This is a genomic window from Flaviflagellibacter deserti (genome assembly GCF_042652085.1).
GTDB classification, from domain to species: domain Bacteria; phylum Pseudomonadota; class Alphaproteobacteria; order Rhizobiales; family Methylopilaceae; genus Flaviflagellibacter; species Flaviflagellibacter deserti.
Genome location: NZ_JBHSJF010000008.1, coordinates 242751 through 264996 on the forward strand (window position 1 = coordinate 242751; position 22246 = coordinate 264996).

The 22246-nt window shown below is 63.9% G+C and carries 14 protein-coding genes, 1 pseudogene and 3 riboswitches; of the genes and pseudogenes, 8 read left to right on the top strand and 7 right to left on the bottom strand.

Going from position 1 to position 22246, the window contains the following annotated elements:
• Positions 1–84 precede the first annotated feature (84 nt).
• Positions 85–185: riboswitch (guanidine-I (ykkC/yxkD leader) on the top strand.
• A gap of 121 nt (positions 186–306) precedes the next feature.
• The 3 genes from ACFPFW_RS16890 to ACFPFW_RS16900 are packed head-to-tail and all read left to right on the top strand — an operon-like array spanning position 307 to position 2994.
• Positions 307–1386 (top strand): putative urea ABC transporter substrate-binding protein, encoded by a 1080-nt coding sequence (locus tag ACFPFW_RS16890; protein WP_114956288.1) that lies wholly within the window; start codon positions 307–309, stop codon positions 1384–1386.
• Between the two features lies 1 nt (position 1387).
• Positions 1388–2209, top strand: a complete 822-nt coding sequence (locus ACFPFW_RS16895; protein WP_114956287.1) for an ABC transporter permease — start codon at positions 1388–1390, stop codon at positions 2207–2209.
• The gene (locus ACFPFW_RS16900; protein ID WP_114956286.1) at positions 2206–2994 is read left to right on the top strand and encodes an ABC transporter ATP-binding protein; all 789 of its coding nucleotides are present in this window, start codon (positions 2206–2208) and stop codon (positions 2992–2994) included. Before ACFPFW_RS16895 ends, ACFPFW_RS16900 begins: the two co-directional genes overlap by 4 nt.
• Before the next feature lie 97 nt (positions 2995–3091).
• Here the strand turns inward: ACFPFW_RS16900 and atzF are convergent, their stop codons facing one another.
• The 4 genes from atzF to ACFPFW_RS16920 are packed head-to-tail and all read right to left on the bottom strand — an operon-like array spanning position 3092 to position 9879.
• Positions 3092–4882, bottom strand: a complete 1791-nt coding sequence (gene atzF, locus ACFPFW_RS16905; RefSeq protein ID WP_114956285.1) for an allophanate hydrolase — start codon at positions 4880–4882, stop codon at positions 3092–3094.
• Entirely contained in the window at positions 4882–8472 is a 3591-nt protein-coding gene (gene uca, locus ACFPFW_RS16910; protein ID WP_114956284.1) for an urea carboxylase, read from the bottom strand. Before uca ends, atzF begins: the two co-directional genes overlap by 1 nt.
• A gap of 7 nt (positions 8473–8479) precedes the next feature.
• The gene (locus ACFPFW_RS16915) at positions 8480–9115 is read right to left on the bottom strand and encodes an urea amidolyase associated protein UAAP2 (RefSeq protein ID WP_379771653.1); all 636 of its coding nucleotides are present in this window, start codon (positions 9113–9115) and stop codon (positions 8480–8482) included.
• Between the two features lie 8 nt (positions 9116–9123).
• Positions 9124–9879: an urea amidolyase associated protein UAAP1 gene (locus ACFPFW_RS16920; RefSeq protein ID WP_379771655.1), complete on the bottom strand. Its 756-nt coding sequence runs from the start codon at positions 9877–9879 to the stop codon at positions 9124–9126.
• Between the two features lie 69 nt (positions 9880–9948).
• Positions 9949–10059: riboswitch (guanidine-I (ykkC/yxkD leader) on the bottom strand.
• A gap of 136 nt (positions 10060–10195) precedes the next feature.
• Here ACFPFW_RS16920 and ACFPFW_RS16925 point away from each other — a divergent pair.
• On the top strand, positions 10196–12022 hold the full coding sequence (locus ACFPFW_RS16925; protein ID WP_114956282.1) for a bifunctional diguanylate cyclase/phosphodiesterase: 1827 nt from the start codon (positions 10196–10198) through the stop codon (positions 12020–12022).
• Between the two features lie 48 nt (positions 12023–12070).
• Positions 12071–12520, top strand: coding sequence for an RrF2 family transcriptional regulator (locus tag ACFPFW_RS16930; RefSeq protein ID WP_114956281.1), 450 nt, complete (start codon positions 12071–12073; stop codon positions 12518–12520).
• On the opposite strand, the pseudogene metH reads toward ACFPFW_RS16930, so the two are convergent.
• Positions 12517–16250 (bottom strand): annotated as a pseudogene (gene metH / locus ACFPFW_RS16935) (methionine synthase). The gene ACFPFW_RS16930 and the pseudogene metH overlap by 4 nt on opposite strands.
• 139 nt (positions 16251–16389) lie before the next feature.
• Positions 16390–16577: riboswitch (cobalamin riboswitch) on the top strand.
• Positions 16578–16692: 115 nt separating this feature from the next.
• On the opposite strand from metH, the gene ACFPFW_RS16940 reads away from it, so the two are divergent.
• The 3 genes from ACFPFW_RS16940 (at position 16693) to ACFPFW_RS16950 (ending at position 19883) form a co-directional block, all read left to right on the top strand.
• Positions 16693–18579, top strand: coding sequence for a TonB-dependent receptor plug domain-containing protein (locus tag ACFPFW_RS16940; RefSeq protein ID WP_379771657.1), 1887 nt, complete (start codon positions 16693–16695; stop codon positions 18577–18579).
• A gap of 128 nt (positions 18580–18707) precedes the next feature.
• The gene (locus ACFPFW_RS16945; protein ID WP_114956279.1) at positions 18708–19247 is read left to right on the top strand and encodes a cob(I)yrinic acid a,c-diamide adenosyltransferase; all 540 of its coding nucleotides are present in this window, start codon (positions 18708–18710) and stop codon (positions 19245–19247) included.
• Positions 19248–19883 (top strand): LysE family translocator, encoded by a 636-nt coding sequence (locus ACFPFW_RS16950; protein WP_114956278.1) that lies wholly within the window; start codon positions 19248–19250, stop codon positions 19881–19883.
• Positions 19884–19924: 41 nt separating this feature from the next.
• Here the strand turns inward: ACFPFW_RS16950 and ACFPFW_RS16955 are convergent, their stop codons facing one another.
• Positions 19925–20695 carry an amino acid ABC transporter ATP-binding protein gene (locus ACFPFW_RS16955; protein WP_114956438.1) on the bottom strand — a complete coding sequence of 257 codons (771 nt, stop codon included), beginning with the start codon at positions 20693–20695 and terminating at the stop codon, positions 19925–19927.
• Between the two features lie 28 nt (positions 20696–20723).
• Positions 20724–22244: an amino acid ABC transporter permease gene (locus ACFPFW_RS16960; protein ID WP_114956277.1), complete on the bottom strand. Its 1521-nt coding sequence runs from the start codon at positions 22242–22244 to the stop codon at positions 20724–20726.
• Between the last annotated feature and the right edge of the window lie 2 nt (positions 22245–22246).

Here is a 22246-nt window from a genome sequence, read left to right on the forward strand (position 1 = left end):
CGGGATGGCCATACACGGATGCGTGCTGCGGCGTCGCGCCCTTTGGCCGTCAGGGACTTGGCACGTCCCCTGCATAAGATTTCAGCATAATGCGTCTAGGGTTCCGGCTCGCTTCGAGCGCTGGTCCGAGAGATCGCACTCCCGCCCGAGAGGCGGAGCCACGGCGGGATAAAAGCCCGGGAGATCCGAAGCCGCGAGGGACAGTCGAGTCTGTCTCACGGGCGGGGTCTCGACTGAGGAACCGGCCGTGTGACAGCCCCAACCAATCGCCATCGCGGCGCACTTTGATTGGACGGGGAGTTCGACATGCGAACTGCGAACAAGACCTGGTGCGGATTTGCCTTGGCCGTTGCTGCGTTGGCGCTGATGCCCTTCGCTTCGGCCGAGGCCGCACCGAAGAAGGATTTCAAGATCGCCTGGTCGATCTATGCGGGCTGGATGCCGTGGGGGTATGCGGCGGACAGCGGCATCATGAAGAAGTGGGCCGACAAATACGGCATCACTGTCGAGATCACGCAGATCAACGACTACGTGGAATCGATCAACCAGTACACGGCCGGCGGATTCGACGGTTGTGTCATGACCAACATGGACGCGCTGACCATTCCGGCGGCGGGCGGCGTCGATTCGACCGCGCTGATCTCGGGCGACTTCTCCAACGGCAATGACGGCATCGTCATGAAGAAGGGCAAGACGGTCGCGGACCTGAAGGGCGAGAAGATCAATCTCGTCGAACTGTCGGTCTCACACTACCTGCTCGCCCGTGCGCTCGACTCGGTGACGCTCTCCGAGAAGGACGTCACGGTCGTGAACACGTCCGACGCCGACATCGTCTCGGTGTTCACCGGCAGCTCGGACGTGACCTCGGTCGTGACCTGGAACCCGCAGCTTTCCGAGGTGAAGGCGGTGAAGGGCGCGACGGAAGTCTTCGACAGCTCGAAGGTGCCGGGCGAGATCATCGATCTGATGATCGTCAACTCCGCGACGCTCAAGGACAATCCGGACCTCGGCAAGGCGCTGACCGGCGCGTGGTACGAGATCATGGGCCTGATGACTTCCGGCACGCCCGAAGGCGAGAAGGCGCTGAAGGCGATGGCCGATGCCTCGGGCACCGACCTCGACGGCTACAAGGCGCAGCTCAAGACGACGAAGATGTTCTACACGCCGAAGGACGGCGTCGCGTTCGCGACCGATCCGGCCCTCGTGAAGACGATGGACCTCGTCCGCAGCTTCTCCTTCGATCACGGCCTGCTCGGCGAAGGCGCCAAGTCCAAGGACGTCGTCGGCATCGCCTTTCCGGGCGGCGAGACGCTCGGCAACAAGGACAATGTAAAGCTCCGCTTCGATTCCGAGTTCATGAAGCTCGCGGCCGACGGCAAGCTCTGACATGGGTCGCCGGATCATCAACCGGCACCCGGCAAGGGGCAGCGCGCTCGTTCTAGGCGTGCTGCCCTTTCTTGCGCTGGCGGTGCTCTACGTAACCTTCTCCTCGCTCCGTCTTGCGGAAAACCCCGACGATAAGCTCCTGCCCGCGCTCTCCAGCATCGGCGACGCCATCCATCGGATGGCATTCGAGCCCGACCAGCGTAGCGGCCGCTACCTGCTCTGGGCCGACACTGCGGCCAGCCTGACGCGGCTCGCCTGGGGTCTCGGCATCGCAACCCTGATGGCCCTTGTGACCGGCATTGCCGTGGGCCTCGTCCCTTACGTGCGGGCCTGGCTCGCCCCGCTGATTGGCGTCATCTCGCTCGTCCCGCCGATGGCGATCCTGCCGATCCTTTTCATTGTCTTTGGTCTGGACGACCTATCGAAGGTGGTTCTGATCGTCATCGGCATCGCGCCGTTCCTCATCCGTGACATGTCGATGCGAGTGATGGAGATGCCGAACGAACTCCTCATCAAGGCGCAGGCGCTCGGCGCATCGACCTGGCAGATCGTGGTTCGCATCATTCTGCCGCAGATGCTGCCCCGACTGATTGACAGCGTCCGGCTCTCGCTCGGGCCGGCATGGCTGTTCCTGATCGCGGCGGAAGGCATCGCCGCGACGGAGGGGCTCGGCTACCGCATCTTCCTCGTCCGCCGCTATCTCGCGATGGACGTCATCCTGCCCTATGTCGCCTGGATCACTTTGATCGCCTTCCTGATGGACTGGGGGCTCCGCCGGCTCAGCCGGCGCATATTTCCCTGGATCTCGCGAGGCATGGCATGAGCCTGCTCATCGACAATGTCTGGAAGGAATATGGCGACCAGATCGTGCTGGAGCGCCTGAACATGGAAATCCCGACTGGCGAGTTCTGCGCCGTCGTCGGGCCGTCCGGCTGCGGCAAGACCACGTTCCTGCGCATGCTGCTCGGGATGGAGAAACCGACGCGCGGCGCGATGCTGCTCGACGGCAAGCCGCTCCCCGACGAGCCGGGGCCGGACCGCGGCATCGTCTTCCAGCGCTATTCCGTCTACCCGCACCTCACGGTGCTGGACAATGTGATGCTGCCGCTTGAGTTCGAGCGCTCGAGATTCTTCGGCCGCTTCTTTGGGGCCGAGCGTCGCCGCGCGATCGGCGACGCCCGTTCATGCATCGCCTCGGTCGGCTTGGAGCACGCGATGGACAAATACCCGTCCGAACTGTCCGGCGGAATGCAGCAGCGCCTCGCTATCGCCCAGACGCTCGTCCGTCGGCCGAAGATCCTGCTGCTGGACGAGCCGTTCGGTGCGCTCGATCCCGGCACCAAGTCGCAGATGCACGACCTCCTGCTGAAGCTCTGGCAGGAGGAGGGCATGACCGTGTTCATGATCACCCACGACCTGCACGAGGGCTTCAAGCTGGCCACTCGGGTGCTGTCCTTCGACAAGACGCGGCGCGACCCGCAGGCGCCGGGAGCCTACGGCGCGACGGTGATCTACGACCTGCCGCTCGACGACAAGGCGGAGCGGAAGCCGATCGTCGAGAAGTGGAAGCGACGGACTTTGGAGACGCAGGCGGGGATGGTGCATTGAAGCGCCGTCGTCCTCCGGCTCGACCGGAGGACCCATTAGGGCCATGCCGCGTTGTGTGGATCCTCCGGTCAAGCCGGAGGATGACGACGCCCCAAGATCAACGCGACGCCAGATAGGCCTTCCAGCCACCGAATTTCGTAATGTTTTCGGCGCCATCCACCGCATGCGCCTCGCAGACGAAGCCCTTCACCGAAGTCCCATCATCCAGCGCAAGCGTGCCGATGCCGAGCGGGGCCGGGATTTCGGCGACAAAGCTGCCGAATTCCGACACCGGAACCGACCAGATCTCGACCTCGATGCCGCCGGCGCCCGAGCCGTCGAACACAAGGCCGGGTTTGGGCGGCACCGTGCCGGCCAGCGCATAGAAGCTGTAGCCGGTGGCGGTCTTTGCCGTCCGGACGAAACGCGCATCGCGGTCGGTCAACTGCCGGTGCAGCGGCAGTCCCTTCAGGTGCGCGCCGACGACCGCGACGTCGATGCGGCCGCCGCCCTTGGCCTCCAGCGGTTTACCCGGGAGCGGCCGGCCGGTACCGCCGAGGGTGGCGGTTCCCAGCGCGCGATGGAGGCGGTCGGCAAATCCGGCGATCTTGCCGTCCTCGAAGGCGTGACCGACCAGGGTCACGCCGAAAGGCAGGCCGTCAGTGCGGAAGCCGCCCGGCACCGCGATCGCCGACAGGTCCATCAGGTTCACGAAATTGGTGTAGGTGCCGAGATTCGAATTCAGCCGCACCGGGTCCGCCAGCATGTCGGCGATCGTGTAGATCGTCGGCGCGGTCGGCAGCAGCATGACGTCGATCTCTTCCCAGACCGGCTTTACCTGCTGGATGAATGCCGCGAGCCTGTACTGGCCCTCGAATGCGTCGACCGCCGAATAGCGCGCCCCGCCAAGCACGATTTCGCGGACGACGGGGTGGATGCTGTCCGGTCTGGTCTCGGCGAAGCCCTTGATGGCGGCCAGCCGCTCGGCGACCCAGGGGCCGGCGTAAAGCAGCAGAGCCGCGTCACGGAACGGCGTATAGTCGAACGTGACCTTTATTCCGCCAAGCCGCTCCAGCCGCGCGATGGCCGCATCGAACAGTTCGGCCGCTTCATCGTCTCCGCAGAATTCTGGCTTCTCCGGCACACCGAAGCGGAAGCCTTCCGGCCAGTTGCCGGGCGCGAAGCTGCCCTTCGGCGCGGCGCGAGAATAGGCGTCTTCGGCGTCATAGCCGGAGGCGATCTCGGTGATCTTCAGCGCATCGCCGACGGTGCCGGCAAAGATCGAAACGCAGTCGAGACTGCGACAGGCCGGAAGCACGCCGCGGGTTGAGATCAGCCCCCGGCTAGGCTTCAGGCCGACAAGATTGTTGAACATCGCCGGCACTCGACCCGAGCCGGCGGTGTCGGTGCCGAGCGCGAACGTCACCAGTCCGGACGCCACCGCGACCGCCGATCCGGAACTCGATCCGCCGGAGACATAGCGGCTGTCGAATACCGATGCCGGCTGCCCATAAGGCGAGCGCGTGCCGTTCAGGCCGGTCGCGAACTGGTCGAGATTGGTCTTGCCGATGACAATGGCGCCGGCCGTTTCGAGGCGCTCGATGACCGCCGCGGAGCGTTCGGGCGTGAACTCGAAATCCGGGCACGCTGCGGTGGTCGGGACGCCGGCGACGTCGATATTGTCCTTGGCGGCGAAGGGCACACCGTAGAGCGGCAGCGCCTCTCCCGCAGCCTTGCGGCGCTCCAGGTCGGCCGCGCGGGCAAGTGCCTCTTTTTCAGGCACGAGATTGATCCAGACCGGGCGCTCGCCGGTTTCCCGGATCGCCGCATGGATTTCGGTCACGAGCGCCGTGGGTGTCAGGCCTTCGGCATAGGCGGAGGCGAGCGAGGTGAGGTCTAGCGCGCGCATCAGTTCGCCTCCGGCATGAGCACTGCGAGCGTCTGGCCGAGGCCGACGGCACGTCCCTCGACGCACCGAAGTTCCGTCACCACGCCGTCCTCGGGAGCGGCGACCTCGAATTCCATCTTCATCGACTCCACCACGATCAACGGGTCGCCCGCTTTGACGCGCGCGCCCTCCCTTACATTCAGTTTCCAGACCGAGCCGGGAATCGGGCTCGCAACAGCCATGCCGCCGGCCGGGATGTCGTCTTCGCTGACCTCGATGGTCTCCGCGAAGTCAGCGCCGTAGCCGATCTGGCCGGACGCCTCCCAGCGCGCCCGCTCTTCCCCGAACGCCTGCTGCCGTTGCGCGGTGAAAGCAGTGATGCTTTCGGCGTTTTCGGCCAGAAACCGGCGATAATCGGCGAGGCGGAAGCGCTCCGTCTCGATGCGGACCTTCGCCTTTCCGTGCGGAAAGTCGTCGCGGAAACGCATCAGCTCGTCGTGGCTGACCTCGTGGAAGCGTATCTGATCGAAGAAGCGCAGTAGCCAGGGCTTGCCGGCCTCGAAGGTTTCGGTCGAGCGGAAGGCGTTCCACATCTGGCAGGTGCGACCGACGAACTGGTATCCGCCCGGTCCCTCCATGCCGTAGATGCACAGATACGCGCCACCGATGCCGACAGCGTTTTCCGGCGTCCATGTGCGGGCTGGATTGTACTTCGTCGTCACCAGCCGATGGCGCGGATCGAGCGGCGTGGCAACCGGCGCGCCGAGATAGACATCGCCGAGGCCGAGAACGAGATAGCTTGCCTCGAAGACGATCCGCTTTACCTCGTCGATGGAATCGAGCCCGTTGATCCGGCGGATGAACTCGATGTTCGACGGGCACCACGGTGCGTCGGGACGCACCGACTGCATGTATTTCTGGATCGCGAGCTGCGTCTGCTCGTCGTCCCACGACAGCGGCAGATGGACGATCCGGGTCTCCACCTCCATCTCGTCAATCGAGGGAAGCTCTGCCTCGATCTCTCGCAGCAAGGCCAGCAGGCGGCCGAGCGGAAGATGCCCGGGGTCGTAATGAATCTGCAGCGAGCGGATACCCGGCGTGAGGTCAACCAGTCCGCCAAGCTTCCGATCCTGGACCGCCAGCATCAGCGCGTGGATGCGAAACCGCAGTTCGATGTCGAGGACCAGCGGGCCGTATTCGACCAGGAGATAGCGGTCGCCCTGCCGCCGATAGACGACGCGCGGTCGGTCGTCGGAGGCGGGGATCTCGCCAAGCACGGCGTCGTTCGGTCCGGCATTGCTGACGGGCGGTGCCTGGACGGAGGAAAGGGCCTTGATGCTCGCCGACTGATCGGCCTCGGCCTGGTCGGCGACGCGCGGATCGAGCCGGATGAACTTCACCCGGTCGCCGGGGCGGAGCTGGCCCGTCTTCCAGATTTCGGCCTGGACGATCGTCACCGGGCAGACGAAGCCGCCGAGGCTCGGGCCGTCCGGACCCAGGATCACCGGCATGTCGCCGGTAAAATCGACCGCGCCGATCGCATAGGCGTTGTCATGGATGTTCGACGGGTGGAGACCCGCTTCGCCGCCGTCGGTCCGCGCCCATTTCGGTTTCGGGCCGATCAGGCGAATGCCGGTGCGGTTGGAGTTGTAGTGGACCTCCCAATCGGCGGCAAAGAAGGCGGCGATGTCCTCGTCGGTGAAGAAGTCCGGCGCGCCGTGCGGCCCGTAGAGCACGCCGATCTGCCACGACCGGTCCATCTCCGGGATGAGGCTCGGTGGCACCGGCAGTCCGGTTGGATCCGCATCCGGATCGAGATGGAGGACATCTCCCGGCAAGAGGGCTCGGCCGCCATGACCGCCGAACTTGCCGAGCGTGAAGGTGGCTTTCGAACCCAGGTAGTCGGGCACCTGAAAGCCACCGGAAACGGCAAGATAGGCGCGCGCGCCGGCGCCCGATACCCCGGCGATTTTCAGCACTTGCCCGGCCTTGACCGCGATCGGTTGCCAGAACGGAATGGCCCGCCCGTCGAGCGTCGCCGGCATCGCGGCACCGGTCAGGCAGATCATGGTCGGCGCATCGAATCTCAGCGTCGGGCCGGACAGAGTGATTTCGAGCGCAGCCGCGTCCGGATCGTTGCCGAGTGCCCGGTTGGCCAGCCGGAACGACAAATGGTCCATTGGTCCGGACGGCGGCACGCCGACGTCCCAATAGCCAAGCCGACCGGGCCATGCCTGCACCGTGGTCTGTGTGCCGGGCGACACGACCTCGATTGTCGCGGGGCGATAATCGAGACGCTCCAGCGTCCGCGTCGTAATCTCGCCCGCCGCCAGCTCCGGCCGTGCCGCGAGCCAGAGGAGATAGTCGCGATTGGTCTCGATGCCCGCGAGTTCGGTGCCGCGCAGGGCCGTCTGAAGCTTTGCCAGCGCGTCGGTGCGGTCGCTGCCCGTCACGATCAGCTTGGCGATCATCGGATCGTAGAACGGCGGTACCTCCGAACCGCTTTCGACCCAGGTTTCGATCCGGGCATCCTCCGGAAATTGGACATGCGTCAGGAGCCCAGCACTCGGGCGGAAATCACGACCCGGATCCTCCGCATAAAGTCGGACCTGGATCGAGTGGCCCTCGGGCTTGGGTCGTTCGAGCGGCAACACCTCGCCCGCCGCCTGCCGCAACATCCATTCGACGAGATCGACGCCCGTCACCTGCTCGGTGACGCCGTGCTCGACCTGAAGGCGGGTGTTCACTTCGAGGAAATAGAACTGGTCGCCATCGACGTCGTACAGAAACTCGACCGTGCCGGCGTTTTCGTAGTTCACCGCCGCGCCGAGGCGCTCGGCGGTCGCCAGCAGGTCGGCGCGCGTCTCGTCCGAGATGTTCGGCGCGGGCGTCTCCTCGACCACTTTCTGGTTCCGGCGCTGGGCCGAGCAGTCGCGTTCGCCGAGGGCCAGGACCTTGCCCTTGCCGTCGCCGAAGATCTGCACCTCGATGTGGCGGCCACGGGCGATGAACTTCTCGAGGAAGATGCCGGCATCCTTGAAATTGTTGGTCGCGAGCCGCTGGACGCGCTCGAACATCGGCACGATTTCCTCGGCCGAACGACAGAGCTGCAGGCCGATGCCGCCTCCGCCCGCCGTGCTCTTGATCATCACCGGATAGCCGATCCGCTCGGCCTCCGCCCGCGCGGCCTCGGCGGTTGGGATCAGGCCGCCGCCGGGCGCAAGCGGAACGCCCGCTTCCTCGGCGATTTCACGCGCCTGGTGCTTCAGGCCGAAGGCACGCATGTGCTCCGGGCGCGGACCGACGAAGGCGATGCCGGCCCTGGTGCAGGCCTCGGCGAAATCCGGGTTCTCCGACAGGAAGCCGTAGCCGGGATGGATCGCCTCCGCCCCGGTCTCCTTCGCCACCTCAAGGATGCGGGTAGCATCCAGATAGCTCTGCGACGCCGGAGGCGGGCCGACGCAGACGGCTTCGGTCGCCATCTTCACATGCAGCGAATGGCGGTCCGCCTCCGAATAGACGGCGACGGACGCGATTCCCATGCGGTCGAGTGTGCGGATGACGCGGCACGCGATGGCGCCGCGATTTGCGATCAGGACCTTCTTGAACATCTCGCCCTCACGCCGCGTCCCAGATCACGACCTCGATCGGGGTCGGGTTGTAGGCGTTGCAGGGATTGTTGAGCTGCGGGCAGTTCGAGATCAGGACGATGACGTCCATCTCGGCGCGCATCTCGACATATTTCCCTGGCGCGGAGAGCCCGTCGGCGAAGGTCAGTCCGCCGTCGGCCGTCACCGGCACGTTCATGAAGAAATTGATGTTGTGGGTGATGTCGCGCTTGGTCAGCCCGAATTCCGGACGCTCGGCGACCGCGAGCATCCACGAATCCCGGCAGGCATGCATGGTGCGCTTTTCGAGATCGTAGCGGACGGTGTTCGACTCTGTCGCGCAGGCGCCGCCCAGCGTATCGTGCCGCCCGACGGTGTCGGCGGTGATCGTCAGCATGACATTGCCGTCGTTGGACATCAGCTTCGTGCCGAGGCCGAGGAAGACATTGCCCTGCTCGCGGATCGTGTCCATCGCGCTGTAGCGTTCGGCCGGATCGGCCGCGGAGAAGAACAGGGTATCGGCGGCCTGATTGCCTTCCAGGTCGACGATGCGGAAGGTCTGGCCCTCCCTGACGATCTCCATCCAGTAATCGCCGGCGGGCACGGTCTTCGTGTAGACGGCGTCCTTGTTCTCGAGGGTGCTCATGAGAGTTCTCATCGTGCACCTCCGCAGCCGCAACCGATGTGATAGAGCCGGTTGTTCTCGAAGCCGCGCCCGTTCTCCGGCCGCGATAGCCGGCATTCGTCATCGTGCGCCGCCGCATGCACCTCCTTGATCTCCAACCCTATGGGTTTCACGGGATATTCGGCCGAAGGATCGAGCGGGTGCGGACAGGTATGGAGAAGGATCAGAGTGTCCATCTCGAACCGGAGTTCGACGCTGTCCCCGGCCTTTGAGTTGCTCGGCACGTAAGCCAGGACGCCTTCGTCATCGACCGCCACCCGGGCAAACCAGTTCACGTTCATCGCAAGATCGCGTTTTCCGAGACCGTATTTCGCGGCCTCCACCAGGAAGGCGTCACGACCGTTCTGTTTCCAGCCGTTTCGGTCGTTCTGGTAGTCGCGGGCGCCCCATTGCCGTTCGACGATCGCCTTGGTCGAGGTACCGGAAACCGTGTCGTGCCACCCGACGTCGTCATGCGTCACCGAGCAGAAAATCCGCCCCATATCGGAGTAGAGGCAATTGCCGCGTGTTAATTTAAAGGTGTGCTGGCATTTGAGCGTATCGGGCGCGTTGTAGCGCTCCAGCATGTCCTGCGGATTGTAGAACAGCATGCCGACCGAGGCGCCGCCTTCGAGGTCGGTCAGGCGTAACGCCGTGTTGGCGCGCATGGTCAAGGACCAGTGCTTTCCGCCTTCGAGTTCAGTCGAATAATGCAGGATTCCGGGTGAATTGACGGGCGATCTCAAGAGCTTCTCCTCCTGTTCGAGGAGAACGCCGGACGGGAAACCAACCCCCGCGGCATTCTCCGCTGGTCGATCTCCCGGGCTTTTGTCCCGCCGTGTGCCCGCCGTTTATGCGACGGGTTGCTGCTCTCGGACCAGCCGCCGCGATCATGGATCGCGACCGGAACCCTAGCGGCGCCCATGTCCTAGCAAGCCGCGCGCCAAACGGCCAGCCTCACGATTATTGCATACAATTTACATAAATCTCTCGGAGAATAATCGACGGCATGTTTAACCGGCACTGGTAGGTCTGTGGCGGGGACCGACAGAGTCGGATGGGATGCTCTTAAGCCTGCAGAACGCAATTCTCGAGATGATCGCCCGGGGGGAAGACCTCAAGGCGACGGCGGATTTGCTCTGCCGCGAGATCGAGAAGCTCGTTCCGGAACTGGCCTGCTCCGTTCTGACGATCGATGCCGGCGGGCTGCTGCGGGTGCTCGCCGCGCCGAGCCTTCCGGTGAGTTATTCGAAAGCGATCGATGGCTTCGCCATCGGCCCGAATGCCGGTTCGTGCGGAACGGCCGCTTTCCGGTGCGAACCGGTGACCGTGACCGACATAGAGACCGATCCCCTCTGGGAAGGGTATCGCGAACTGGTGCTGCCGCTCGGCTATCGCGCTTGCTGGTCGAGTCCCATCATGGCGCGCGATGGCAATGTGCTCGGAACCTTCGCTTTCTACTATCGCACGCGGCGTGGTCCGAGCGCGCTGGAACAGCAGATCGTCAACCGCTGCGTGCACCTTTGCGCCATCGCGATGGAGCGTGAGGCCGTGGAAGCGCGCAATCGCAAGCTCGCCTTCTTCGATCCGCTCACCGGCCTCGGCAACCGCGCAAGTTTCGCGGCGGCCATGTGCCAGACGCGCTGGGCGGTGCCGGATCAGTTCGGTCTGATTCTGATCGACATCGATCATCTGAAGGCGGTCAACGATACTTCCGGCCATGCGACAGGCGATGTTCTGATCCAGGAGGTCGCAGCGCGCATCGCGAGCGTCGCGCAACCTGGTCGTGCCTATCGCATCGGCGGCGACGAGATCGCGGTCGTCGTGATCGGCGATTGCGCGTCCCTTGCCGTAGGACGATGCGCCGCCGATATTCTCGCGGTCATGGGCGTCCCTTTCCAGACCGGCGGCCAGACCATCATCCCATCCGTCACCATCGGCAGCGCAGTCTACGATCGTGACGGCGGTGACGCCGAGACGCTTCGGCAGAACGCCGACGTCGCGCTCTACCATGCCAAGGAAAACATCCGAGGTGGCTACGCTGCCTACGAATCCAGTCTCGGCACCACGATCACCCAGCGGTTCAATGCGATCCGCCGTGTCTCGACCGCGCTCGAGGATGCCCGAGTCGAAGCGCATTATCAGCCGATCGTCCGCCTGGATAACGAGGAAGTCGTCGGTGTCGAAGCGCTCTGTCGCCTGCGCGAGGCGGAGGGAAGGCTGATCCCGGCCAAGGATTTCTTCCAGGCGATGAGCGATGCCCAGGTCGCATGTCACCTTACGGATCGAATGCTCGCGCATATCGCCGCCGACGTTCGCGCCTGGCTGGATATGGGCCTGCCGTTCCAGCATGTCGGCATCAACGTCACCTCCGCCGATTTCCAGCGTGGTGACATCGATCACCGTATTCTGGCGGCTTTCGAGAAGCACAAGGTGCCGCTGCATCATGTGATCCTCGAAGTCACCGAGTCCGTTTACATGGGCGAGGGTAACGACCGGATGGTTGCGAAGTCGGTCGAGGCGCTCCGGGCGTCGGGCATTCGAGTTGCGCTGGACGACTTCGGAACGGGCTATGCCTCGCTCACGCACCTGCTCGACTTCCCGGTCGACATCATCAAGATCGACAAGAGCTTCGTCGATCGGCTGACGCCGGGCGATGCGGGTCTCGCCATCGTCGAAGGCGTGATCGGCATCGCGGAAAAGCTCGGCATCCGCATCGTTGCGGAAGGTATCGAGACCGCGGCACAGGCAACCGAATTGCTGCGCCTCGGATGCGTGCTCGGGCAGGGCTATCACTACGCCCGCCCGGCAGACGTCCGGATGATCACGCCGATTCTTCAGCGCCGCATGCAGTTTTCCAAGACGGCGGGGGCGCTGTCCGCAGCATGATCGCGTCACCGCCTTGCGGTTGAGTGCGGTGTTCGGTTAGCTCTCACTATGCTAACGGCGAAGGCGAAGTACGGATTGAAGGCGATGGCGCACCTTGCGGCGCTGCCTCCCGGCCGTTCGGCGCTGATCGCCGATATTGCGACCCAGCATGGCATCCCCAAGAAGTTTCTCGATGCGATCCTGAACGAGCTTCGGCAGGCGGGCTTCCTGAGGAGCAAGCCGGGGCGCGGCGGGGGCTACATGCTCGCCATCCCGGCCGACCGCATCATCGTGGGCGATATCATCCGCAAGCTTGACGGCCCGCTCGCGGCTGTGCCCTGCGCGAGCCGGAATTTCTATGCCCGCTGCCAGGACTGCGCCACCGAGGAGAACTGCAAGGTCCGGCTGCTAATGCTTGAGGCCCGCGAGGCCCTGGCGCAAGTTCTCGACCGCAGGACGCTCGCGGACATGGAGCGGATGGGCCGCAATCCGATGGACGATTTCGTCTACGAGATCTAGGCGGCGTTCTCGCTCGCGACTTCGGAAGGATCGTAATTGAGGTTCGGCGCGAGCCAGCGCTCGACCTCGCGAACCTCCATGCCCTTTCGGACAGCATAGTCCTCGACCTGGTCGCGCTCGATGCGGCCGACGCCGAAATAGGCGGCGTCCGGATGGCTGAAGTAGAAGCCCGAAACCGCTGCGCCCGGATACATCGCCATGCTCTCGGTGAGTTCGAGGCCAGCGTTGCTCTCGGCATCGAGCAGGCGGAACAGGGTTGTCTTCTCTGTGTGATCGGGGCAAGCCGGATAGCCCGGCGCCGGGCGGATGCCGCGATATTTCTCGGCGATCAGGTCGTCGTTCGACAAATGCTCGTCCTGAGCATAACCCCAGAATTCGGTACGGACGCGCTCATGCAGCCGTTCGGCGAAGGCCTCCGCAAGACGGTCGGCCAGCGCCGATACGAGGATGGCGTTATAGTCATCCTTCTGCGCCTTGAACTCCGCGACGATCTCATCGACGCCGATGCCGGCATTGACGGCGAAGCCGCCCAGATAGTCGGCCACGCCGGTCTCTTTCGGCGCAATGTAGTCCGACAGCGCGAAATTCGGCCGGCCATTGTCGCGCAGCATCTGCTGGCGGAGCGTGTGGTTGACCGCGACCTGCTCCTTGCGGGCTTCGTCGGAATAAATCGCGATATCGTCGCCGATCGCGTTGGCCGGCCAGAAGCCGATCGCGCCGCGTGCCTTCAGCCGCTTCTCGGCGATCAGCTTCTTCAGCATGGCCTGAGCGTCGGCGTAGAGCGGTCGCGCGGCCTCGCCGACCACTGCATCGTCGAGGATCGCCGGGAACTTGCCGGCGAGTTCCCACGACTGGAAGAACGGCGTCCAGTCGATCCTCTCGGCGAGTTCCGCGAGATCGTAATCGTCGAAGGCGCGAACGCCGAGAAATGACGGCTTGGGCGGTTGATAGCTGGCCCAATCGAGCTTCGCCTTGTTGGCCCGCGCGCCGGCGAGTGTCTGGCGCGGACCAGTGCGCTTGGAGCGGCCGTGCTTCTCGCGCATCTCGCGATATTCGCGCTTCACGTCAGCAGCATAGCCTTCGCGCGCGGTTTCGCTCAAGAGATTGCCAACGACGCCCACGGCGCGGCTCGCATCCGGCACATAGACGACGGCGTTCTTGTACGAGGGATCGATCTTCACGGCCGTATGAACCCGGCTTGTCGTGGCTCCGCCGATCAGGAGCGGCAGGTCCATGCCGAGCCGCTGCATCTCCGAGGCGACATAGACCATCTCGTCGAGCGAGGGGGTGATCAGGCCCGAGAGGCCGATCACGTCGCACTTCTCGGTCTTGGCGGTTTCGAGAATCTTCGCCGCGGGCACCATGACCCCAAGATCGACGACGTCGTAATTGTTGCACTGCAGAACGACGCCGACGATGTTCTTGCCGATGTCGTGCACGTCGCCCTTCACGGTGGCCATCAGGATTTTGCCCTTGGCCTGCTGCTCCTCGCCGGAGTTCAGCTTCTCCTCCTCGATGAACGGCAGCAGATAGCCGACCGCCTTCTTCATCACGCGCGCCGACTTCACCACCTGCGGCAGGAACATCTTGCCCGCGCCGAACAGGTCGCCGACGACGTTCATGCCGTCCATCAGCGGACCTTCAATGACGTCGAGTGGCCGGGGCGAAAGCTTCCGAGCTTCCTCGGTGTCCTCATCGATGAATTCGGTGATGCCGTGGACCAGTGCATGGCTGATGCGCTCGCGAACCGGCTTTTCGCGCCAGGAGAGATCGACCGTATCCTTCGCCGCGCCCGCCTTGAACTGGTCGGCGGCTTCGAGCAGGCGGTCGGTCGCGTCAGGACGGCGGTTCAGGACGACGTCCTCGACCAGTTCGCGCAGATTGGCCGGGATATCGTCGTAAGGCGTCAGGGCACCGGCGTTGACGATGCCCATGTCCATGCCGGCGCGGATCGCGTGATAGAGGAACACGCTGTGAATCGCGGCGCGGAGCGGTTCGTTGCCCCGGAACGAGAACGAGACGTTCGAGACGCCGCCCGAGACATGGGCGTAGGGCAGAAGCTGGCGGATGCGCCGCGTGCCCTCGATGAACTCGATCGCGTAATTGTTGTGCTCCTCGATGCCGGTCGCGATCGCGAAGATATTGGGATCGAAGATGATGTCTTCCGGCGGAAAGCCGACGACGTCGGTCAGCAGCTTGTAGGAGCGTTCGCAGATCTCGACCTTGCGGTTGGCGATGTCTGCCTGCCCCTGCTCGTCGAAGGCCATGACCACGACCGCCGCGCCATAGCGCAGGATCTTGCGGGCATGTTCGAGGAATATCTCCTCGCCTTCCTTGAGGCTGATCGAATTGACGATCGACTTGCCCTGGACGCATTTCAGGCCGGCCTCGATGACCGACCATTTGGATGAGTCGATCATCACCGGCACGCGGCTGATGTCCGGCTCGGCGGCGAGCAGGTTCAGGAAGCGGACCATCGCCGCCTCCGAATCCAGCATCGCCTCGTCCATGTTGATGTCGATGACCTGCGCGCCGCTCTCCACCTGCTGGCGGGCGACCTGCAGCGCGGCGTCGAAATCGCCGTTCAGGATCAGCTTCTTGAACCTCGCCGAGCCGGTGACGTTGGTCCGCTCGCCGATATTGATGAAACTCGCGGTCTGCTCGCTCACGCCTGGGCCTCGAATGCTTCCAGTCCGGACAGGCGAAGCTTTTTGTCACGCACCGGGATTTCGCGCGGCGACAGGCCATGGACGCGCTCGGCGATGGCGCGGATATGGCCGGGCGTCGTGCCGCAGCAGCCGCCGACGATATTGACGAGGCCGTCCTTGCCCCAATTGTGCAGATGGCCGCCGGTCGTCTCCGGCTCCTCGTCGTACTGGCCGAATTCGTTCGGTAGGCCGGCGTTCGGATAGGCCGAGACCAGCGTGTCGGCGACGCGGGACAGCTCTGCCACGTAAGGCCGCATCTGGTCCGCTCCGAAGGCGCAGTTCAGGCCGATCGAAAACGGCTTCACATGCTTCACGGAATTCCAGAATGCTTCCGTCGTCTGGCCGGAAAGTGTGCGCCCGGAGAGGTCGGTGATCGTGCCGGAGATCATAATCGGCAATTCGACACCGAGCTCGTCGAACAATTCCTGCACGCCGAACAAGCCGGCCTTGGCGTTCAGCGTGTCGAAGATCGTTTCGACGATGAGGATGTCCGAGCCGCCTTCGATGAGGCCTCGCGCAGCCTCTCGATAGGCTTCGCGCAGCTCGTCGAACGTGACGTTGCGATATCCGGGATTGTTGACGTCGGGCGAGATCGAGGCAGTGCGGCTGGTCGGGCCGATCGCGCCGGCAACGAAGCGCGGAGAGCCGGTCTCTTCCGCCACCTCGTCTGCGGCCTCGCGGGCCAGGCGCGCGCCTTCGAAGTTCAGCTCGTAGGCGAGGTGTTCGAGCTTGTATTCGGCCTGCGAGATTGTGGTCGAGTTGAAGGTGTTGGTCTCGATGATATCGGCGCCGGCTTCGAGATACTGGCGGTGGATGCCCTTGATGACGTCCGGCCGGGTGATCGTCAGCAGGTCGTTATTACCCTGCAGATCGATCTCATGATCGACGAAGCGTGTGCCGCGGAAATCCTTCTCGGTCAGCTTGTGTCGCTGGATCATCGTGCCCATCGCGCCATCGAGAATGATCACGCGGGTGCGGGCCAGTTCGTCCAGAAGGGCTCGGCGCTGTTCACGTAAAGACATAAAGATTTCCGCATATGCTGCGACGCGAGGCCGCAAAATGGCGTTTCTTCGCCTGTGCCGCAAGGGTTTGGCCTCAATAAGTCCGAGGATCAAGTCCGGCGGGCCGATTAACGCGGCGTTTGCATCTGTGGCGAAATTGTGAATTCTTGGGCCTGACGGTTCCCTTCGGGGATCAATAGGGAATGCGGTGTGGGTTCGCCCGAAGCCGCGGCTGCCCCCGCAACTGTAAGCGGCTGGGTCTCGCCACATGCCACTGGGCTCGCCCGGGAAGGCGGCGCGATCTTTCAACCCGCGAGCCAGGAGACCTGCCGTCAGCATGGTCATGCGCGAGAGCGTCGGACGGGGTGTGCCGATGGTTGTCTGACCGCTTCCGCTCGTTCGAGCGGCGGCCCAGGCTTCGCTCGCGGTGATGCACCATTTGGCGCCGCCGCCCGAGGTCTTGATGTCCCGCGTTGTCCTGCTTGCATCCGTCGCCTGTCTTGCGACCGTTTCTGCCGTTTCCGCACAAACGATTCCCGAACCCGCGAAGCCGATCGAGCTCGAGCCGATCGTCGTCACGGCGAACCGAACGGACACGCCTGCCAAAGAGGTGGGTAGTGCGGTTACTGTGATCACGCGCGAGGAGTTGGAGCAGAAGCAGATCCGCCTTGTGTCGGACGCGCTCAGAAGCATGCCGGGCGTCGCGGTGAATCGGGTCGGACCGGCTGGCGGACTGACACAGGTCCGCATACGCGGCTCGGAAGGCAATCAGACCCTCGTCCTGATCGACGGCATGGAGGTCAACGATCCGGCTGGCGGCAGCGAGTTCAACTTCGCCCATCTTTTGGCCCAGGACATCGATCGCATCGAAGTCCTGCGTGGCCCGCAAAGCGCACTCTATGGTTCGGATGCGATCGGCGGCGTTATCAACATCATCACCCGTCGGGGCGACGGTCCACCGCGCGGTTCGGTCTTCGTCGAAGCCGGCAGCCGGGGCACGGTCGAGGGCGGCGGCTCGATCAGCGGCAGCACCGACCGGGTCGATTATCTGATCGGCGGCGTCGGCCTGCGCACCGACGGCTTCTCGGCCGCTTCCGAATGGCGGGGCAATACCGAGAAGGATGGTTACGATAACGGGACCGTTTTCGGGAAGTTCGGCTTTCAGGCGACCGACAATCTCCGGTTCGACGTGGTCGGCCGCGCCGTCGATTATTACTCCGAAGGCGACGACGAGGCGTTCGGCAGCGGCGCCTACGACTTCAAGAACGATGTCGACGGCGATGAATTCTACGGCCGGGCGCAGGCGAAGCTCGATCTGTTCGAAGGACGCTGGCAGCAGATCGTCGGCGCGCTCCGTACCGGTCATAGCTACGACTATCTGTACGACAGCTTCCCGCCGACGAAGTTCGACGGCTTGAAGACCAAGTTCGACTACCAGAGCAACGTCTTTGCCGAGACGGGCGAGCTTTCGCACACCTTCACCTTCGCCGCCGATCACGAGAAGGACGAGGCGACGACCGAGAGCAGCTTTTCGAGCTTCGACAAGTCGCTGGAGCAGACCGGCCTCGTCGGTGAATACAAGCTCGGCGCATGGGACCAGTTCTTCGTCACCGGCAGCGTCCGTCACGACTTCAACGACGGCTTTGAGGATGCGACCACCTTCCGCATCACCAGCGCCTATATCGTCGAACAAACGGGGACAAAGCTCCGCGCTTCCTACGGAACCGGCGTCAAGAACCCGACCCTGTTCGAACTCTACGGCCAGACGCCGACCTTCATCCCCAATCCGAATCTGAAGCCGGAGGGCGCGAAGGGCTGGGATGTCGGCTTCGACCAGCCGGTGTTCGGCAACGACCTTGTCGTCAACGTGACCTATTTCGACCAGCGGATCGACGATCTGATCCAGCTTCAGGGCCTCACCGTCGTCAATCTGCCGGGTGAATCAAAGATTCACGGCGTAGAGTTCGGCCTGTCGGCAACGCCGATCGACAATCTCACGCTGCGCGCGTCGTACACCTGGCTTCAGGGCGAGGACGCCCAGGGCGTGGAACTGATCCGCCGCCCGTCCAACTCGGCGAGCTTCGATGCGAACTACGCCTTCCTCGATGGTCGCGCGAACGTCAATTTGGGTGTCGTCTACAACGGCACGCAGGACGACCTGCCGTTCTGGCGTCCGGTCGTAGAACTCGACGACTTCGTCCTCGTGAATCTGCGTGGTGGCTACAAAATCGACGAGCACACGGAGGTCTATGCCCGGGTCGAGAACTTGCTCGATGAGGAATACGAGGAGGTCTACACGTTCGGTGGGACTGGCCGCACCGCGATTGCCGGCGTGAGGGTCAGCTTCTGACGCCGCGACGATGGGTCCGATGCCGCGAATCCTGTCGTCGGTGTCACTTCGAAAGGCGAGGCGGACGGTTCCGGGCTGCGATACAGTCCGGAACGCCGCCTCGGCCCCAGTGTGCGTAAGAGCGTGAAATGAAGATTTATACGAAGGGTGGCGACGCCGGACAGACGTCGCTGTTCTCCGGCCGGAGGGCGGGGAAGGACGATCCGCTGGTCGCCGCCGTCGGAGATCTCGACGAATTGTCGTCGAGCATCGGACTGGCGGTTCTGGCGAACCCGGAAATGCGGCCGAAGCTGCGGGCGATGCAGAAGGCGCTCTATACGATCAGCGCCATCCTGAGCTCGGAAGGCACCCGCTCCAATCTGTCTCTCGATCCCGCCGAGACCTTCGCGCTCGAGAAATATATCGACGAGCTGTCCGAGCGCCTGCCGCCTCTGCACGACTTCATCTATCCCGGCGATTCCGAAGCCAGCGCGCGACTGCACATGGCCCGCGCCGTTGCCCGGCGCGCCGAGCGGGCCGTCAGCGTCCTGCAGGATCCGGCGGCGCCCGGCGATGTGCTGGCCTATCTGAACCGGATGAGCGATGCTTTGTTCGTGATGGCGCGCTGGGCTGATTTCGCCGGCGGCCTCGAAGACCTGATGTTCAAGTCGCCTGACGCGGAGAAGTAGATGTCGATCGAGCACTGGCTGGCATTCGTCGCGGCAGCCTCGGTGCTTCTCGTCATCCCGGGTCCGACGATCCTGCTGGTGATCTCCTATGCGCTCGGCCATGGCCGCAAGGTCGCCGCCGCGAGCGTGGCCGGCGTGGCTTTGGGCGACTTCACCGCGATGACCGCCTCGATGCTGGGTCTCGGCGCATTGCTCGCGACCTCGGCGACGATCTTCACCGTCCTCAAATGGATCGGTGGCGCCTATCTCGTCTTTCTCGGGATCAGGCTGTGGCGCACTCCGGTCGCCGACTCGTCTGCGGGAGGCGTGCCGGAAACGCCGGCCGAGAAGCCGCTCCGCATCTTCCTGCATACTTACGTCGTCACAGCGCTGAACCCGAAGAGCATCCTGTTCTTCGTGGCGTTCCTGCCTCAGTTCCTAAACCTGACGAAGCCGATCGTCGTGCAGATGGCGATCTTCGAGACGACGTTCCTCGTCCTCGCTACGCTGAATGCGGCGCTCTATGCCCTGCTTGCCTCGAAGGCGCGCCACGCCATCCGCAAGCCCTCCGTCCAGCGCGCGGTCAACCGGACCGGCGGTTCGCTGATGATCGGCGCGGGCATTCTCGCCGCCGGATGGAAAAAGGCGGCCGCCTGACGAACAGGCGACCGCCTCTTGGTCCCCACCCCCCGTGGAGATCAGTGAAGGATCTGGCTGAGGAACAGCTTGGTCCGCTCGTGCTGCGGGTTCGAGAAGAATTCCTTCGGCTCGTTCTGCTCGACGATCTGGCCGCGGTCCATGAAGATGACGCGATGCGCGACCTGACGCGCGAAGCCCATCTCGTGGGTCACGCAGAGCATGGTCATCCCGGACTCGGCCAGGCTGATCATGACATCCAGCACTTCCTTGACCATTTCCGGATCGAGAGCCGACGTTGGCTCGTCGAACAGCATGATCTTCGGGTTCATGCAGAGCGAGCGGGCGATCGCGACGCGCTGCTGCTGACCGCCGGAGAGCTGGCCCGGATATTTGTTCGCCTGCTCGGGAATGCGGACCTTGCGGAGATACTCCATCGCGATGTCCTCGGCCTCCTTCTTGGGTATTTTCTTCACCCAGATCGGAGCGAGCGTGCAGTTCTCGAGGATGGTCAGGTGCGGGAAGAGGTTAAAGTGCTGGAACACCATTCCGACCTCGCGGCGCACCTCTTCGATCATCTTCAGGTCGCGAGTCAGCTCGATGCCGTCGACGAAGATGTTGCCGACCTGATGTTCTTCGAGCCGGTTGATGCAGCGGATCATCGTCGATTTGCCGGAACCCGACGGCCCGCAGATGACGATGCGTTCGCCGCGCGTCACTTCGAGGTTGATGTCACGCAGCACGTGGAACTCGCCATACCATTTGCCGACGCCGACCAGTTCGACGGCGAGGCCGGCCCGGCGGGGTTCGATCTGTGCTGCTGCGGCAGGCATTGCGTTCATACTCTTGGCTCCGTGACCGTCAGCGGTGGCCGGTGTTCAGCCGGCGCTCCATGAAAACCGAATAGCGGGACATCGAAAAACAGAAGACCCAGTAGATCGCGGCGGCGAAGGCAAAGCCCGTCGCCGGCGTGACCGGGGTCGCCCAGTTCGGGTCCGAGAAGTTCTGCTGGATGATGCCGAGCAGGTCGAACAGGCCGATGATCAGGACCAGACTGGTGTCCTTGAACAGGCTGATGAACGAGTTGACGATGCCCGGAATCACGATGCGCAGCGCCTGCGGCAGAATGATCAGCCGCATGGCCGGCCAATAGGTCAGGCCCATCGCCGCGGCACCCTCATACTGGCCCTTCGGGATCGCCTGCAGGCCGCCGCGAATGACCTCGGCCATGTACGCGGCCGAGAACAATGCGACACCGATCAGCGCGCGCATCAGCTTGTCGAAGTTGACGCCGGCCGGCAGGAACAGCGGCAGCATCACGCTCGCCATGAACAACACGGTGATTAGCGGCACGCCGCGCCAGAATTCGATGAAAGCGATTGAGAGCGTCTTCACCACGGGCAGGTCCGACTTTCGGCCGAGCGCGAGAAGGATGCCGAGCGGCAGCGACGCGACGATGCCGACGACAGCGATCACCATGGTCAGCATCAGGCCGCCCCAGAGCGGGGTCTCGACATGAGCAAGGCCGAAATCGATGGTGACGATCGCATAGGCGATCAGCATCGCCGCCGGGATGGTCAGCACGGTACCGATCATGCCCCATCCGCCGGCGCTGGCGTTCCTCATCGTCGAAATGACACCGAGCACGACGGCGGCTATCGAGGCCAATGCCAGAGCGAGCGAGCCAAGCGGGAATTCGCGCGGGCCGCTGCCGAGGTCCATGCGTATGGCAGGCGTCGGGATGATGAACGACGCGATGATGCCGAGGATGAACAGGGCGACGCCGACAAGGAGAATCTTCAGGGCAAGACTCGACAAACCCGTCAGCCCGGCGGGCGAACGAGTGGCGATCGACAGCAAGAGCGCGCCGGCGAGGAAGGCGGCCAAGATCGAGTTCGTCGTGCGCGAGAAATCGAGATCGCCGCCTGTCAGCAGGACAAGCGTAAGGATCGGGAATATCCCGAGCAGGAAGAGGGCGTTCGCACGCTTGTAGGGCACCTTCGGGATCGCGAGCGGGATCAGTCCCGCGGCGAACAGGAAGAAGACGAGGTCGACACGCCACCGTTCGTCGAGGGGATAGCGCCCATAGATGAACTGGCCGAGCTTCGCCTTGACGAATGCCCAGCAGGCGGCGCCATGACCCCCGCCCGGAACGAGGCAGGCGTCACGATTCGTGCCTTCCCAGACGGCGTCGAAGAACAGCCAATTGACGAGCGGCGGCACCGCCCAGGCAACGAAGATCATCGCCGTGATGGTGATGAGCGAATTCATCGGCGTCGAGAACAGGTTGTTACGGATCCAGGCCGCAGCGCCGACCGCCTGGTTCGGCGGTGGCGAGGGCGGGATCTCGGCCTGGCTGACGTAAGCGAGGGGTTGAGCCATGG